The sequence below is a fragment of the Streptomyces sp. NPDC007856 genome (assembly GCF_042868225.1).
Lineage (GTDB): Bacteria > Actinomycetota > Actinomycetes > Streptomycetales > Streptomycetaceae > Streptomyces.
Window position 1 is genome coordinate 340037 of sequence record NZ_JBIAEC010000008.1, and the last position, 15568, is coordinate 355604.

General features: G+C 68.4%; 13 protein-coding genes and 1 pseudogene. 8 read left to right on the plus strand and 6 right to left on the minus strand.

From position 1 onward, the window contains the following. Positions 1–285: 285 nt before the first annotated feature. The 6 genes from ACFYOH_RS21530 to ACFYOH_RS21555 all read left to right on the plus strand — a co-directional run bounded on the left by ACFYOH_RS21530 (position 286) and on the right by ACFYOH_RS21555 (position 4473). The gene (locus ACFYOH_RS21530) at positions 286–525 is read left to right on the plus strand and encodes a chaplin (protein WP_388627745.1); all 240 of its coding nucleotides are present in this window, start codon (positions 286–288) and stop codon (positions 523–525) included. 960 nt (positions 526–1485) lie between these two features. Next, on the plus strand, positions 1486–2472 hold the full coding sequence (locus ACFYOH_RS21535) for a S8 family serine peptidase (RefSeq protein WP_388627689.1): 987 nt from the start codon (positions 1486–1488) through the stop codon (positions 2470–2472). A 284-nt stretch (positions 2473–2756) separates the two neighbouring features. Then, a complete protein-coding gene (locus ACFYOH_RS21540; RefSeq protein WP_388627691.1) occupies positions 2757–3038 on the plus strand; it encodes a hypothetical protein in 282 nt (93 codons plus the stop codon). A gap of 125 nt (positions 3039–3163) precedes the next feature. Further along, positions 3164–3661, plus strand: coding sequence for a DUF5949 family protein (locus ACFYOH_RS21545; protein ID WP_388627693.1), 498 nt, complete (start codon positions 3164–3166; stop codon positions 3659–3661). After that, complete coding sequence (locus ACFYOH_RS21550) at positions 3661–4245, plus strand: vitamin K epoxide reductase family protein (RefSeq protein WP_388627695.1); 585 nt, start codon at positions 3661–3663, stop codon at positions 4243–4245. The genes ACFYOH_RS21545 and ACFYOH_RS21550 overlap by 1 nt, the downstream gene beginning before the upstream one ends. 63 nt (positions 4246–4308) lie before the next feature. Next, positions 4309–4473, plus strand: coding sequence for a hypothetical protein (locus ACFYOH_RS21555; protein ID WP_388627697.1), 165 nt, complete (start codon positions 4309–4311; stop codon positions 4471–4473). A gap of 220 nt (positions 4474–4693) precedes the next feature. Here ACFYOH_RS21555 and ACFYOH_RS21560 read toward each other — a convergent pair whose 3' ends face one another. The 3 genes from ACFYOH_RS21560 to ACFYOH_RS21570 all read right to left on the minus strand — a co-directional run bounded on the left by ACFYOH_RS21560 (position 4694) and on the right by ACFYOH_RS21570 (position 11756). Then, positions 4694–5653, minus strand: coding sequence for a D-2-hydroxyacid dehydrogenase family protein (locus ACFYOH_RS21560; RefSeq protein WP_388627699.1), 960 nt, complete (start codon positions 5651–5653; stop codon positions 4694–4696). A gap of 1099 nt (positions 5654–6752) precedes the next feature. Next, positions 6753–11198, minus strand: coding sequence for a HEAT repeat domain-containing protein (locus tag ACFYOH_RS21565; RefSeq protein WP_388627701.1), 4446 nt, complete (start codon positions 11196–11198; stop codon positions 6753–6755). Between the two features lie 192 nt (positions 11199–11390). Next, positions 11391–11756 carry a hypothetical protein gene (locus tag ACFYOH_RS21570; RefSeq protein WP_388627703.1) on the minus strand — a complete coding sequence of 122 codons (366 nt, stop codon included), beginning with the start codon at positions 11754–11756 and terminating at the stop codon, positions 11391–11393. A gap of 248 nt (positions 11757–12004) precedes the next feature. Here ACFYOH_RS21570 and ACFYOH_RS21575 point away from each other — a divergent pair, with 248 nt between their 5' ends. Continuing rightward, a complete protein-coding gene (locus ACFYOH_RS21575) occupies positions 12005–12301 on the plus strand; it encodes a GYD domain-containing protein (RefSeq protein WP_388627705.1) in 297 nt (98 codons plus the stop codon). Positions 12302–12858: 557 nt separating this feature from the next. Further along, a complete protein-coding gene (locus tag ACFYOH_RS21580; protein WP_388627707.1) occupies positions 12859–13407 on the plus strand; it encodes a carbonic anhydrase in 549 nt (182 codons plus the stop codon). Positions 13408–13484: 77 nt separating this feature from the next. Here ACFYOH_RS21580 and ACFYOH_RS21585 read toward each other — a convergent pair whose 3' ends face one another. From ACFYOH_RS21585 to ACFYOH_RS21595, 3 genes and pseudogenes are all read right to left on the minus strand, one after another. After that, on the minus strand, positions 13485–13805 hold the full coding sequence (locus ACFYOH_RS21585; protein ID WP_388627708.1) for a GYD domain-containing protein: 321 nt from the start codon (positions 13803–13805) through the stop codon (positions 13485–13487). A 616-nt stretch (positions 13806–14421) separates the two neighbouring features. Next, a pseudogene (locus ACFYOH_RS21590) lies at positions 14422–15127 on the minus strand (transposase family protein); the annotation flags it as partial. Between the two features lie 54 nt (positions 15128–15181). Next, entirely contained in the window at positions 15182–15511 is a 330-nt protein-coding gene (locus ACFYOH_RS21595; protein ID WP_388627710.1) for a hypothetical protein, read from the minus strand. Between the last annotated feature and the right edge of the window lie 57 nt (positions 15512–15568).

Sequence of the window (15568 nt, forward strand, 5' to 3'; positions counted from 1 at the left end):
GGCGACGTCCGGCCCCCGAAGCCGACCAGTCGACGCGGCCGCAGCAGGCCGTCGGCTGGAGCGCACCGACCCGGGCGGTCGGTGTCCAGAAGGGCCCTCTTGGCGGCCGAGCCGACCAGGAGGGCCCTCGCTGTGCCGACGGCGTGGCATTACTGGTCGGTGCTCTCGAAACCGGTCTTCCTCAGATCACTCTTTCGGCGGCACAACCCTCCTGTTGTACCGCGCGTTGACATGACATCGGGCATTCGCCCGGATGCTGTTTTTCAATCCAAGGAGTATTTCCTCATGTCGCGTATCGCGAAGGGCCTCGTTCTCACCTCCGTCGCCGCCGCGGCCATCGGCGGCGCCGCCGGCCTCGCCGCCGCCGACAGTGGCGCGAACGGCACTGCCAGCAACTCCGCGGGCGTCCTGTCGGGCAACACCGCCCAGATTCCGGTTCACGTGCCGGTCGGCGTCTGTGGCAACACTGTCGACGTCATCGGTCTGCTGAACCCGGCGTTCGGCAGCGGCTGCACCAACCACTGACGCCTCAGGCCCTCCGTCGACCGGCCGCCAACCCGCAAGGGAAGGCGGCCGGTTGGCGTGTTCCTCGGCGTAATGGCTGTCCTGAACAGGCGGGCGGCACCAGCCTTCGCCGGGTCGGCCCGAGAGGTCATCTCGTTCGGCTTGCTCGAAGGCCAGGGGTGCGGGCGAAACTCCACCGCCTGGTCCTGGAAAGCCCGGCTCAAGAAGGCACCGCCGTGCGACGCCCTGTCACGGGATCTGTTCGAAGACCCCGACACCGCATCCGACTGCGTCGTATCACGGGCGGGCGGGGGGACTGCGGCACTGCTCGACGCAGGCGGAAATCATTGGGCGGGTCCATGCGCCGTACGGGTGGGAGAAAAGTGTTGCAGCAACGCAAACACCGTCTCCTGCTACAGCATGGGTTCAGCAAAAGCTGCTGGTCGACCGCACACTTCCGGTACGCCGGAAAGACGAAACATGGGCCGCGTCGGCCGCCGAGGTTCTTCTCCGCCGGTAAAGCGGTCCCTTTCTAATCCTATGCCTTCTCGGCTTCAGATGGATTTAGCGGTCTCGGATGCGACAAGAGGCGTGATGCACCAAGAACCCACCAGACCGTCATCGGCTCGGCACACACTGAGGCATCGTTCACCAAGGCCTCCGGCATGGCGCCGGGCAACAGTCGTCTCAACATTGCTCACTCTGCTCGCGATGTGTATGAGCGGCGGTCTTGCCCACGCTCGCCCACTGTCGGTCGATACTCACCGTGCCGAGAGTTCCGGGAACCGGACATCGACCGGGACGCAGGACCCCAAGGACGTAGTCGAGTTCGGGTGTGCCCACCCGAACTCTCCCGACATGGCTCGCTGTTTCGGTCTTATGGTGGGACACCGAACCGCCGGAGGGCAGATTTCGCCAACTGTCAGTGGGTCTCCGACCAGCGCCGGCTACACACCGTCCGCCCTGCGATCGGCATACCACTTGGGCGGCACGTCCGGCTCGGGCCGCACGGTGGCCATCGTCGATGCCTACGACGATCCGAAGGCCGAGTCCGACCTGGCGGTGTACCGAAAGTCCTATGGCCTTCCCCCGTGCACCACGGCCAACGGATGCTTCAGAAAGGTGAACCAGAACGGGCAGACGTCACCGCTTCCGCCGGGCGACTACGGCTGGGCGGAAGAGATCAGCCTTGATCTCGACATGGTCTCCGCCGCCTGCCCCGACTGCCGCATCCTGCTGGTAGAGGCAAATTCGGCTTACACCTCCGACCTGATGAAAGCCGAAGATCAAGCGGCCGCCACACCCGGTGTGACATCCATCTCCAACAGTTGGGGCGAGTCGGAGACCAACGCGGTGCCGTCCGATGACGTGCACTTCAACCATCCCGGTGTCGCCATCACCGTGAGTTCCGGTGACTCCGGCTACGGTGTGTCCTGGCCCGCATCTTCCCCGTATGTCACGGCGGTTGGCGGGACGTCGCTGAGCAAGGCGTCCAACTCCCGTGGCTGGAGTGAGACGGCATGGAGCGGCTCCGGTTCGGGCTGCTCGGCCTATCAGCCAAAGCCCGCTTGGCAGCACGATCCCGACTGCAGTCGGCGGACGGTCGCGGATGTGTCTGCTGTCTCCGACCCGTATACCGGGGTGGCCACCTACGACACCTACAACAGTTGCGGTCAGAGCAGCATGTGCGACATCTTGATCTCCCTCGGCCTGGTACATGGTGCCGACGGCTGGATCCAGGTGGGCGGCACCAGCGTGGCCTCCCCGATCGTTGCCAGCGTCTATGCGCTTGCGGGCAATGCCGCATCGACCGTCTACGGCTCCTACCCGTACAGCCATACCTCGGCACTCAATGATGTGGTCTCGGGCAGCAACGGCTCTTGCGGTGGAAGTTACCTGTGCACGGCACGTCCGGGCTATGACGGCCCGACCGGGCTTGGCACGCCGAATGGCGTCGCGGCCTTCTGAGGGTTGCTGGGCAGCAGCCACGGGGGTGAGCAGCACCGTGGTCCGTGCCGACTCAACAGGTACGTTCCCGGCACCCGTACAGCCGCTGCGCCGGTCTTTCCTCACCGGCGCAGCGGCGTCATCCTGTTTGATCTCCTTTTCCGGGCTCATATTTTCCAGGCTCATACGAGGACTCGGCGGGTGCGGAGAACTTCTCCACCCGGGGTTTCCACCCCGGCCGAGAATCGTTGAACACGGCGTCCGAGACGGTCGATACGCAGTGACTCGCCGAAGAAGGGGAATCGATGAAGCCCTTGAAAACCGCCGCCGTACTTGTCGGATCCGTCGTCTTCGCCGGTACCGCCGCGCCCGCGTTCGCCCAAAGAGCCGCCGATGTGACGCCCACCAGCCTCAACGGCGCCGTGAACAGGCTCACCCAAGGTCCTCTCGACGTGATGCCGCTGCACCACCAGTCGGGCGCGCTGGACACGGAGAACCGGGGCTCCGTGCTCCACGCCGTCAAGGGCGTGACTGGTGCACTCAACCAGCACACCCGGCTGCTGGGTGGCCTGCCGTTGCAGAGCTGACGCACCTGGGCGGTGTTCGAGGGGCGCCGAGAGGCGTCCCTCGTTCGTATGGACAACACGAGCCGCTGGTCCGGTCGAGTGAAGCGTCGTCGGACTGCTTCCGGGGCCGTCGATACGATCGCGCGGTGACCTCAACCTCAAGCGCAACCCTTGCCTCCGGCCTCGCCGACCTGGGCACGATCGTCGTGCTGGCCTGGAGCGGAGAGGCTCCCGACGGTGACATGCCCTACCTGCTCGCCTACCCTCTCGGCGACGCCGAGGGCGGACCGGAGGCCTCCTCCTCCGCCGTGCGGAGGCTGCTGGAGAGCAACGGGCTGCCCGTGGGCGGTGACCTGGTCGACGGCGACGGTCGGCCCGGCCTTCCCGTCAGCCTGCTGGTCGAGGCGGGGCAGGCCGTCCTGCGGATGAAGCAGCTGGTCGCCCAGGCCGACGCGCCCCCGGAGTGGCTCGCCGCCGTCGGCCGGCGCGGCCACGCCTACCTCGTCTTCACGACCCGGGCCTGGCCCGAGGCAGAGCCCGGCAAGCCCGTAGAGGCGGCCGCGCTGGCCCGGTTCGCCGGCGCGGAGGAGACCCTGACCGCCGCAGCGCACGTCGTCCTGCCGGCGACCAGCCTGCGCGGCTGATGCCCAGGACCCTGGCAGGCGGCAGAGGCCTCGGACTGCTGCTGGTGATCACCGGGGCGGCAGGACTGCTCGCCTCCTGGGTCATCACTCTCGACAAGTTCAAGCTGCTGCAGAACCCGAACTTCGTGCCCGGCTGCAGCCTGAACCCGGTGGTGTCCTGCGGCAGCGTGATGAAGAGCCCCCAGGCCTCGGTGTTCGGATTCCCCAACCCGATGCTCGGCCTGGTGGCCTACGGCATCGTCATCTGCGTGGGCATGAGCCTCATCGCGGGTGCCCGCTTCCCCGGCTGGTACTGGCTGTTGTTCGAGGCCGGCTGCCTGTTCGGCGTCGGGTTCGTCTCCTGGCTGCAGTTCGAGTCGCTGTACCGGATCAACGCGCTGTGCCTGTGGTGCTGCCTGGCCTGGGTCGCCACGATCCTGATGTTCTGGTATGCCACCTCACTGATCGTCCAAAAGGGTTTCCTGCCCGCGCCGGGTTGGCTGAAGAGCTTCTTCGCCGAATTCACCTGGGTGCTTCCGGTCCTGCACATCGGAGTGATCGGCATGCTGATCCTGACCCGCTGGTGGGATTTCTGGACGAGCTGATGAGTGACCGGCCGCGGTTCCCGTCCCGGTGCCGCTGGAGGGCGTCTCCCAGTCCCTCTCGGCATGGAGGTGCCCAAGGCCGGCCTGGAGCTGCCACTGCCGACCCCGGGCACGCCCGACGGCCCGCGCCATGTCACCGGGCGCCTCCTGCCCGACCGGACCCTGCCCCAGCTGCCCGTCGACGGCGCGCTGTCGGCTCCGGCCTGCGCACCTTCGGCCCCGGCCTGAACATGGACGCCCCCTGACCCGCCCAACCCGCCCGGACCGTCGTACGCACCGGATGGCCCTCAGGGGGTGATCCGCGTGCCCTCGACGAAGGAGCGCTCAGCGGCAACGGCCGGTGCCGTGACCGGCTGTTGGTGACCGGTTCGTCGGCCTGCTCGGCCGGTCACTGGACTGCCACGGAGGGCGTCACCCGACGGCAGGTTCCTCACCCGTCCTGGTGGGCTCAGGGCAGTCGCCGTACGGGGGAACCGGACAGATAGGCGCGGATGTTCTCCACCGCCTGGCCGTAGTACGTCGCGTAGTTGGCCCGCGAGACATAGCCGAGGTGGGGCGTGGCGAGGAGGCGGGGTGCGGTGCGCATCGGGTGGTCGGCGGGCAGCGGCTCGATGTCGAAGACGTCGACGCCGGCGCCCGCGATCCGGCCCTCGTGCAGCGCGGCCAGCAGGGCGTCCTGGTCGACGACCGACGCCCGGGAGGTGTTGATCAGATAGGCCGTCGGTTTCATCAAGGCGAGTTCGGCGGCGCCGATGAGGCCGCGGGTGCTGTCACCGCCGGGCACCTGCACCGAGACGAAGTCGCTGTCGGCGAGCAACTCCTCCTTGGACGCGGCCAGTTCGACACCGTACGCGGCGGCGCGCTCCTCGGTGAGACGCGGGCTCCACGCGCTGACGTGCATGCCGAAGGCGAGCCCGACCCGGGCCACCCGCCCGCCGATCCTGCCGAGGCCGAGTACGCCGAGCCGGGCGCCGTGCAGATCGGTGCCGACGGTGGACTGCCAGGGGCCGCCCGTGCGCAGCGCGGTGTTCTCCTCGACGATCCCGCGGGCCAGCCCGAGCAGCAGAGCCCAGGTCAGCTCGGCGGGCGGAATGCCTGAACTGTCGGTGCCGCACACGGTGACGCCGTGCTTCTCGGCGGCGGCGTAGTCGATGACGGTGTTGCGCATCCCGGTGGCGACGATCAGCCGCAGCCGGGGCAGGCGAGCGAGCAACGACCCTGGAAACGGCACGCGTTCGCGCAGCGTGACGACGATGTCGTAGTCGGCGAGGGCGGCGGCGAGGGCGTCCTCGCCGCCGAGATGCTCACGCAGGGCGACGACCTCGACCCCGTCCTCGATCACCGACCAGTCGGCCGACTCGACGGCCGCACCCTGGAAGTCGTCCAGCACCGCACAGCGCAGTCGCACGTCGTCTCTCCCTTTTCCACGATGACTGACGACTGGTCAACAAGGGTGCCGAGGCCGCCATTCCGGATGAGCGAACCCGAACGCATATGCCCGAACCGGCACGCCCTTCGGCATGCAGATCCACGTCAACCGAGTCGCAGTCCCATACACTTTTGCTGTCACACAGCGTGAGGACTAATGTGAAAAGCGTGATTGAAGCGCTGCGTAGCCCGCGGCGCCCCCTAGTGCTCGGCGCAGTGCTGACCGTCGCGCTCGTCGCGCAGTCGGCTGCGCTCATCGCCCAGCAGATGCAGATCGACACTCTCCAGACACAACCCATCGACCTCCAAGAGCGCCTCCAGCCCGGTCCTCCCGGTCCCTCCGGTCCCTCCGGTCCTCCCGGTCCGCCCGGCCCCATCGGCCCAGCGGGCAAGGACGGGACGAACGGAAAGGAGGGTAAGGACGGGCAGGATGGTCATGACGGGAAGGACGGCACGGACGGGAAGGACGCCGTCGCCCCGCCGGCGCCGACGTCGAGCTAGTCCGACTTCTCCACTCGATCGGGAACGGAGTGGTGCCGGCCGCCCCGAGCCCGCTCGCCTGGGATCGGGCCCCGTCCCTCGCCCTATCGCCGTCACGCAGCATGAGGAGCAATGTGAGTAGCGTGGTCGAGGCGTTGCGTAGCCCGCAGCGCCGCCTTGTGCTCGGCGCGGTGCTGACTGTCGTGGTCGTCGCGCAGTCAGCTCTGCTCGTCGTCCACCAACAGCAGCTCGACGAAATCCAGGGAAATCGCATCGACCTCCAGGGGAACGGCGTTCTGTACGGCCCCTCGGGGTCGCCCGGCCCCTCCGGTCCCTCTGGTCGGCCCGGTCCCACCGGCCCGCGGGGTATGCCGGGCCGGCCTGGGAAAGACGGCCATCCCGGCAGGAGGGGGCATAACGGAAGGAGAGGGAGGAACGGCGCGAACGGGCGGGTCATTCACCTGCTGCCGGAGCCGCACGAGACCGAATAGAAGATCTTCGGCCCACCGCCGTACCACCGCCGTAGAAGACATTCGCCCCATCGCCCGACCGGACGGGGCGGCACAACGGCGAGTGGGTGCGGCTCCCCGGCGGCCGGGTCACGCGTCCGCGCGGCGGAACGCCGCCGCCACGTCCAGCGCGACCCGCGCCGCCCGCCGCGCCGCTTCGGTCTGCTTGGCCTTCTTGTCCACGGTCATCTCCTCGTCGCCGGCGTCGCTGACGCACTTGAGCATCGCTCCGCCCACGAAGTCCTTCGCCTTGAACGCCTCCCAGATCGCGTGCAGCACCCCGTGCGCCTCGGTCTCCACCCCGCCGATGTCGGCAGACAGGTTGAGCAGCTGGGCGCGCAGTTCCGAATCCCGCCAGGCGATCACCTTCTCACCGCTCGCGAAGTCCTTCACCAGCAGCTCGCCGTCACCCAGCGACGCGTCCAGCCTGCCCCGGGTGTCGAGCCTGGTGACGAGCCGCAGCACCTGTCCGTCGGTCCGGTACACCTGCGGCCTGAGGCCGCCACCCTCCGGTCTCACCTTCTCCGGGCCGTAGTCGAACACCTCCCGCGCCAACAGCACGTCGCCCAGCGACACCCCGCGCTCACCGAAGCCGCCGCACACCCCGACCAGGAACACCAGGTCCGGCCGGAACGTGGACAGCAGGTCGCGCGTCACCGCCGCCGCCGACTGGCCCCCCTGGTCGGTGGCCTGCGTGGTGACCACTCGGACAGCGGGCTGACCTGCCGAGACCAGCTCGAAGACGTCGTAGTACCGGCCGTCGCGCTGCACCTCGTGCGCGGTGATGCCGCGCTCGTCGAGCGCGTGGAAGAGTGCCTTCGTCTCCACGGGTACGGCCGTGAGCAGGGCGACGTGGTACTCGTCGCCGGTCCTGGATGCGGACACTTCGAACCTCGATTTCCGTTGTTCGCGGAACCCGGCGAGCACCGCCTCGGGGTTGCGGGTGAACGACTCGACATCGGCCTGCACGCGCCCGCGCTCGGCCAATGACTCCCGTTCGGCGGCCAGCGCCGGCGCCAAGTGCGGGTTCTCCGGCGGCTGGTCGCCGATGAGCTCCACGATGCGGGAGAACACCCGGTTTGCAACGGGCAGGGGCAGCAGGCGCAGTTGGGTGAGCGGCGGGATGACCGTCGCCCAGTGGGTGTTCTTCTGCACGAGCAGGCGGATGAGGCTGGGGAGCAGGGATTCGGTGTAGGCCGGGTGGTCGGCCGAGGCGCGCACGACGGCCGCCGCCGCGACGCCCAGGACGGCCGCGTTGGTGTCCCGGGGACGCCTGTCCCGTCGCGGGCGCTCGGGCGCGATGATGAACTTGATCAGGTCCGCGTCCGCCTCACCGGCCCGTGCCAGCCCTTCGAGAGCCGTCGTGCGGTTCAACGGGTCCTTGTCCTCGCGGATCACGCCGATCAGCCATTCCTTCGTCCTCGGCTTGATCTCCCGGCGGGCCACCAGGTCGACGATGGCCCCGCGCAGGGCGCGTCCGTCCTGGTTGCGGGCGGTGAACTTGAGCCGGTCGGCGACCTCCGTGATCCACGCCTCGTCCCCGGTGTCCAGGTGGGTGAGGGAACCCACGGCGGCGCGGCGGGTCAGATAGGTCTCCTCGGGGTTGCCGATGGTGGCCCGCAGGACCTCCGCGGCCGCCGTGTCACCCAGGTGCCCGAAAGCGTTGGCGGCCGATCCGCGCACCTTGTCGTCGGTGTCGTGGAGAAGTGCGTCGGTGAGCGGGGCCAGGGCACCGGGGGCGTTGACGCGGCCGAGGGCGTTGGCGGCCGCTCCTCTGGTGTAGGTGTCGGTGTCGTGGGCGAGGGCGGTGGCGAGCGCGTCGAGGGCGCCGGGGTCGCCGATGCGGCCGAGGGCGGTGGCCGCCGACGTACGGGCGAAGCTGTCGGCGTCGCCGGTCAGCGCGGCGGAGAGGGCGGGTACGGCGCCGGGGTGGCCGATACGGCCGAGGGCGCTGGCGGCCGATCCCCGGACGACCGAATCGGTGTCGGTGAGCGTGTTGGTGAGCGCGTCCAGGGCGCCGGGGTCGCCGATGCGGCCGAGGGCGCTGGCGGCCGATCCTCGGACGACCGCGTCGGTGTCGGTGAGCGCGGCGGAGAGGGCGGGTACGGCACGGGGGTCGCCGGTGCGGCCGAGGGCGCTGGCGGCAGACCCCCGGACGATGGAGTCGGGGTCGGTGAGCGCGGTGGTGAGCGCGTCGAGGGCGCCGGGGTGGCCGATGTGCCCGAGGCCGTTGGCGGCCGATCCCCGGACGATGGCATCGGCGTCGGAGAGCGCGGTGGCGAGCGCGGGTACGGCGCGGGGGTCGCCGATGCGGCCGAGGGCGTTGGCGGCAGACCCCCGGACGATGGCATCGGTGTCGTCGGCGAGGGTGGTGGTGAGCGCGTCGACGGCGCCGGGGTAACCGATGCGGCCGAGGGCGTCGGCGGCCGATCCCCGGACCTTGGTCTCCGTGTCGGTGAGCGCGGCGGAGAGGGCGGGTACGGCTCGGAAGTCGCCGATGCGGCCGAGGGCGCTGGCGGCCGATCCCCGGACGCTGCCCTCGGGGTCGGTGAGCGCGGTGGTGAGCGCGTCGACGGCGCCTTGGTGGCCGATGAGGCCGAGGGCATTGGCTGCCGATCCCCGGACGCTGGCCTCGGTGTCGTCGGCGAGGGTGGTGGTGAGCACGTCGAGGGCGCTGTGGTGGCCGATGAGGCCGAGGGCGTTGGCGGCAGACCCGCGGACACTGCCGTCGCCGTCGGCCGCGGCGGCCTTCAGCAGGGCGGGGACGGCCCGAAGCGCGCCGATTCGCCCGAGCGCGGTGGCGGAAGCGCCGCGGACCGTGGCGTCCGGGTCGTCCAGCATCGCTGTCCGCAGGTCGTCGACGTCCTGCTCACCGCCGTTGGTGCCCAGCCAGTTCGCGCTGCGGCGGCGTGCGAGAGGATCGGCTTCCCCACGCAGCCACACCCGCCGCTTCGCGGCGAGGGCCTCGTCGCGATCCTGTTCCTTCGGCGCCGGCTTCTTGTTCCGCTGGTGGGTCCGGCGCAGGCGCTGGAGCGCCTGGGCGTTCAGCGATCCGTTCCACAGCGCGGCGAAGACGTCGTCCGCGAGCTCCGGGTCCGTGGCGTTGAGCTCCCGCAGCAGACCGCGCTGGAGCCCGTCACGCAGCACGGTCGAAGGCAGGCTGGCCAGCGCCGCGGCCAGGCGGTCGCGCGTCTGGCGCCCCTGGTTGAAGCAATGGCCGAGTTGTCGCCACAGCACCCCGCGCACCTCGTCGCTCAACACACCCCGGTTGGCCAGGAGGACGTCCACCATCAGTTCGGGCGGCAGCGGCTTGGCGTCCGGGTCGAGCAGGTCGAGCACGGCGCTGTCCGGGTCGGGTTGCAGGCCGACCCAGTCGCCCAGGCACTGGTCGAGGTAGCCGGGGTCCAGCAGGACGGGTGGCGGGCTGGTGCTCTGCCACGCCAGAGCCAGGCCGAAGTCCACGAAGGCCGGGTGGATGAGGCTGTACTGGCCGTCCGCCGCGCCACCGACCGGCTGCACCATCTGTGTGTCCAGGAAGGCCTTCACCGTGTTGGCGATGTCGTCCCTGTCGTCCCACACCCGGCCGAGCAGCGCCTCCACATCCCAGGCGAGGAAGTCCGCGTTGCCCTTGCCCGTGGTGATCGCGGCCAGTGCCGCCGCGCACAGCGCCGCCTCCATGCCGAGCCCGCGCTTCGCCGCGTCCTTCTCCGACTTGCCGAACCGGCCCTCGCTGTCGGGCCGTACCACCGTCTGCCGAAGCAGGTCCGCGCGGCTGCGCGGGATCTCCCGGTCCTGGACGGATCGCGTGCCGAGCAGCCAGTCGGTCAGCAGCGACAGCATGAACGGGTTGGACGCCACACCCAGCATGTCGCCCGACCTGATCTCGGCCAGCGCCTCGGTCGCCGACCCGTCGCGCATCGCCAGGTAGGTCTCGATGTCCTGCTCGCCCAGCGGCTCGATGGATATCGTCTCGACATCGCGCAGGATGGTCCGGTCCAGGTCGTCGTACTCGCTGCGGGACGTCGCCAGCACCGTGAAGTCGTGCGACCCCGCGACCAGTTTCCAGACGAACTTCCACTCGGCGCGGTCCTCGAATTCGCGCTCCAATTCGTTCAACGCGTCGACCAGGAAGACCACTCGGTTCTTCTTGACGTGCGCTTTCCATAACTTCTCGTCGACGCCTGACGGGCGCAATTGCTTGGCGAAGTCCTTGACGGTCAGGCCGTGCACGTCCAATTGCCTGACCGTGCGGTTGTCGACGACGACGCAGGGGGTCTCGCGGTCCAGGAGCGCAATCGCGTACTGCAGGACGGCGGTGCTCTTGCCGCTGCCCGCACCGCCGATCACCAGCCACGTCTTGGGTCTTGGCTCGGGCTTGGACCGGTGATCCGGCAGTTGGTCGAGGAGCGCGTCGAACCGAAGCCGGTCGCCGGAATCGTCCGCGGAATCGCGGACCCGAAAAGTGGGGCGGAGGTAGTGCTCGACGGTTCTGGCCACCAACCTGGCGCGCATCACGCTGTACGGCGAACTGCTCATCCGTCCCGTATCCACTCTACGCCCCACCCCGACGAATGTGACCTAATCTACCCCACCGGCCCTGAGCACGCTGCCCATTGACGTCTGTCAGGGCAAGCCGGGTTGACAGAAGACAGACGAAGTGCGAATGACGGCGCAGGAACCGCAACGACCACTCGGCATCAGGCCGACGGACGAGCCGAGGCGGCAGCTCTACGCCGTCGGCTCGTCCTCGCTGTCGGGGGCGGGCGCGAACATGTGGCCGATGTTGTTCCACATGAAGCCCTTCCGCCAGTCGGGCTTGTCGAGCATCCAGCCGAGGAGCGCTTGCAGGACCTTCTCCTGCGACACCGTCCGGGTCTGGTAGTGCTCGGTCGCGACGCCGTCGCGGTACTCCAGCCAGTAGGTGTTGTTGCCGCGGAACCAGACCTGGATGTACCAGTCGCCCTCACGGCCCTCGTCCTGACGCTCAAGGACCAAGTACGCGTTGCCGCGTCGCAGGTTGGCGAGCATGGTGCCTACTGCGGGCTTCGTGGGGCGGTTCACCGTGTGGCCACGGCCGTCGGTCGCTGTCAGCACGGACGGATTCTGGCGGGTGGGTCTGACAGCGGCGCTGGGCGCTCTCCCAACCGCGGTCGTCCCAGCGCCGCAGGCCACGTTGCGACGGGCCACAGGAGCTCGCGGGCCGCGTTGTGCCATCAGCGCATGATCAGCCACCGCGATCGGCCGTCGCGGTTGTGCTCGTTCGGGCGCGTAGCTCGTGCGGGTTCTGCCTCAGACGCCCAGGATTGACCTCGCTATCCGTCTCCTCGTGAAGGTGGAAGGACATGCCGACGTACGTTGCCTTGCTGAGCTGGACCGATCAAGGGGTCCGAAACTACAAGGACACCGCGAAGCGCGCCGAGACCTTCGGCTCAGCGGTACAGAAGCTCGGCGCGAAGCTCTTGAACATCTACTGGACCGTCGGTCTGTACGACCTCGTGGCCGTGGTCGAGGCACCCGACGACGAAACTGCCGCCGCGGCGCTCCTGCAGCTCGGTGGGGTGGGCAATGTCCGTTCCACGACGCTGCGGGCCTTCGGCCGAGAGGAGATGGAGCGCATCGTCGCCAAGGCGGCCGGCTGACGACCACCACGCCGTGCGTGCGGCGGTGTCCGGTGGGTCGGCTCGGCAGCCGGGCCTGAGCAGCCTGCGTCCGACGTGAACTTCCCGATGCTGTTGGCCTTGAGCCCCTGCCAGGCGCATCGGCCAGGGGCCTTCGCGTGTGCGGTGCCCACTCGGCACCGTGCGCACATCACTGCTGTACCGCCCCTTGCGTGTGCTGCCGAGCGGCCGGCACAGGACTTTCATGCGGCCGCCGGAACTGATGCTGTGGGCCGTCTGCGGGAAAGTGGCCCTCGCCTGCTTGTGTCTGCGGTCCGGTTTCCTCACCGCGCTGAACAATCGCCTGGTCATGGCGTATGCAAGCGTCTCGGCGAATCGAGGGGAAACGACCGATGGTCGCAGCGGAACACCCGAATCGCAGGGCTCTGCTCGCTGGTGGACTCGCGGCCTCCGCGGCCGCACTTGCGGGGTGCTCATCGACGAGTGCCACCTCGTTGACGACCAGTGCTTCGCCGGAAGTGAGCCCGACAACGCCCGCCGCAGCATTCGCGAGGCTGATGGACGGCAACAAGCGGTGGGTGAGCGGAAACATTCAACACCCCGACCGGGATCCGAACCGGCGCCAGTTCGTGGCCCAGGGGCAGAAGCCGTTCGGCGCGATCCTTGCCTGCATCGACTCCCGCGTGCCGCCGGAACTTCTCTTCGACACCGGGCTGGGCGACCTGTACGTGATGCGCACCGGAGGAGAGGCGGTCGGGCCGGTGGTCACGGGCTCTGTGGAGTACGGGCCCATGACGAGCGGCACTCCGCTCGTCGTGGTCCTCGGGCATCAGCGGTGCGGAGCCGTCGAGGCGGCGTACAAGTCTCTCCAGGGCGGCAAGCCGCTGCCGGGGAATCTCGAAGCGATCGCCAAGGCTCTGCGTCCGGCGTACGAACAGGCGGTCAAGGAGGGCGGTGCCGACCCGGTCGAGACCATGGCCCGCGCGCAGGCCAAGCTGACCGCGGCCGACCTGCGCTCCAACCGGGACCTGGCCCCGCTCGTGAGGAAGGGCAGTCTTGCCGTGGTCGGCGCCTACTACTCCCTCGACACCGGGAAGGTAGAGGTCCTGGCGGGCGCGCCTTCCTGACGGGTCGACCGCCCGGTGGCCGTCGCTGGTCGCCGTTGCCCTGTCGAGTCTTGCACTGCCCGCCAGGCCGGCTCGGCTCACGTGCCGGGAGGGCGGAAGGTGACCTGTCGGCGGGCAGCCTCGTCGATCTCGTCGAGAGTGAGGAGGGGAGTGGCCCGGGTGTGGAGCGCGCCGCTGGCCTTGACTCTGAGGCTGACGGCGGCCATGGAGACTGGGTCGGGGAAGTCGAGGATGCACACGAAGTCGTCCTCTCCGAAGGCGAAGTACATGGCCTCGACCCTTCCGCCGAGGTCGGCGACGACCTGGTCGACGGCGGCGCGGCGGCCACTTGCGCCTTCCTTGAGCAAGCCCTTCGTCCCCTCGGGCGTGTAGGTGGCCTGGATGAGGAACTTCGGCATACGGCGCTCCCTGCCCGTGACTTGTCCGATACGCAGAATGGCCTTCCCGCTGTGACGTCGTCCGCCGATCAACGGACGGCTGTATTCACTCGTAAGGCACATCGGTATGTGCATGAGTGGGGCAGCACCTGGATGCGCTGGAGTCCCGGCGCCCCTTCACGAGGTAGAACAAGGTGCCCGCGAAGAAGCCTGCGACGACCAGCAGAAGGATCGCAAGGGCTCGCACGCATACGTTGGAAGCACTTGGCCGTCCCTCGACTCCTTCGTCCCGAAGCAACTTGGGCTCGGGCCCTGCCTTGGGTGGTGGGCCTCTCGCCTGCGTGGATAGTTCGCAGGCGTCCACGCCTGTTCGCCGGTTGGGTTCGGTCAATCACCCGCACTGCAACGTTTATGCGCGATCGGGTCGTCGTCTTTGCAGTCACTGGCGTCGCGTTCGTTTTGTGGGTCACACACAAGTGGCCCACGCTGATCATGGCCATTGATGCCGTCTTGGTCGCGCTCATTCTGGCTGGCCCGCTGGGTCAGTCAAGAACAAAAGGAGGATGCGTTTCCTCCTTTCAAGCGATCATCAGAAATGAAGGAATTGACGAGGAGACCAAGCAACAGGTGAGACGTATTTGAGGCGAGCGAAGGCGCGTTCGCCGGGCGCCCGAAGACGTGCGTGGTCGCGGTTGCAGCGCTGGTAGTGCTCGGGCAGGCCGCGGCGGCCGTAGTAGGGGGTGCGGACGGTGGCGCCGGCTCCCTGGTAGGCCCGGTCGGCCAGGCCAGGATCTGGCGCGAGAGGCAGGCCTGGACGATGTCGTGGGTGCGGGCCGCGGTCAGGTCGTGGGTTCGTCCCGGCGTCGCCCGGGAGAACCACAGTGGTGTGCCGGCAGGACGTTCAATGACCTGAACGTTCATGCCGTGTTTGCGGTGTTTCTGGGAGCAATAGGGATCGTCCGCCCTGATGCGGTCGGTGGGGATCAGCGTGCCGTCTACGATGACGAAGTCGTCTTCGCCCAGCCCCGCCAGGGCCTCGTGCAGTCCCGGTGTCCACGAGGCCAGGACCTCGACGGTCTCGTGCACATACCGCCACGCGGTGGCCTCGGAGACCCCGAACCCCGCACCGACCTGCGCCAGCGTCTCGTTCTTCCACAGGTGTGCCAGGACCAGCAGGGCCTGCTTGAAGCAGCCCAACTTGCGTCATGGCGACCGAAGTTCACGCCTTCGGGCGTAGATGAGCCACGAGACGTGCTCGACCAGTTCGAAGGGCACGTCGAGCATGGAAGGATGCGGAACCAACGAAGCCCCCCGGCCGATGGCGTGTTGAGTGAGATCACCACACCAACGACGAGGGGCTTCGCCATGTCACCGCACCTGAAATGGCCCGCAGGGACTCATGGGGTGAGGAGTTCGCACTGCTTGATGACCAGCACTGTTCCGTCCTCGCTGAAGACCCGACATTCTCCCTTGACGGTGACGGTGACGCCCAGCGGGACGCTTCGCACGATCCGGAATGATTCCTTGATTCGGTGGTCAAACGGCAGTACGAAGATGGCGAGGTGGGGGCCTCCGGGGACATCTGACACATCCACCACCGGCGTACCATATTGGCTTTCGCCCGTTCGGATTGAGATTCCCTCGAGAGTGAGGAATTTCCCATAGTAGGCACGCTCGGCGGCGGCGCGGTCCGCGGTGAATTCGTTATGGAGGTCTCGAATTTTCATTGGTTGCCGCCTTCTCTAGTGTCGCGTGATCCTGCTGGTCTTCTTCGAGTCGTCGTC

Bases quoted from the DNA above. Each gene is read 5' to 3' on its own strand.
- ACFYOH_RS21530 (WP_388627745.1), top strand. From the start codon at position 286: ATGTCGCGTATCGCGAAGGGCCTCGTTCTCACCTCCGTCGCCGCCGCG.
- ACFYOH_RS21540 (WP_388627691.1), top strand. From the start codon at position 2,757: ATGAAGCCCTTGAAAACCGCCGCCGTACTTGTCGGATCCGTCGTCTTC.
- ACFYOH_RS21595 (WP_388627710.1), bottom strand. From the start codon at position 15,511: ATGAAAATTCGAGACCTCCATAACGAATTCACCGCGGACCGCGCCGCC.
- ACFYOH_RS21550 (WP_388627695.1), top strand. From the start codon at position 3,661: ATGCCCAGGACCCTGGCAGGCGGCAGAGGCCTCGGACTGCTGCTGGTG.
- ACFYOH_RS21565 (WP_388627701.1), bottom strand. From the start codon at position 11,198: ATGAGCAGTTCGCCGTACAGCGTGATGCGCGCCAGGTTGGTGGCCAGA.
- ACFYOH_RS21575 (WP_388627705.1), top strand. From the start codon at position 12,005: ATGCCGACGTACGTTGCCTTGCTGAGCTGGACCGATCAAGGGGTCCGA.
- ACFYOH_RS21585 (WP_388627708.1), bottom strand. From the start codon at position 13,805: ATGCCGAAGTTCCTCATCCAGGCCACCTACACGCCCGAGGGGACGAAG.
- ACFYOH_RS21555 (WP_388627697.1), top strand. From the start codon at position 4,309: ATGGAGGTGCCCAAGGCCGGCCTGGAGCTGCCACTGCCGACCCCGGGC.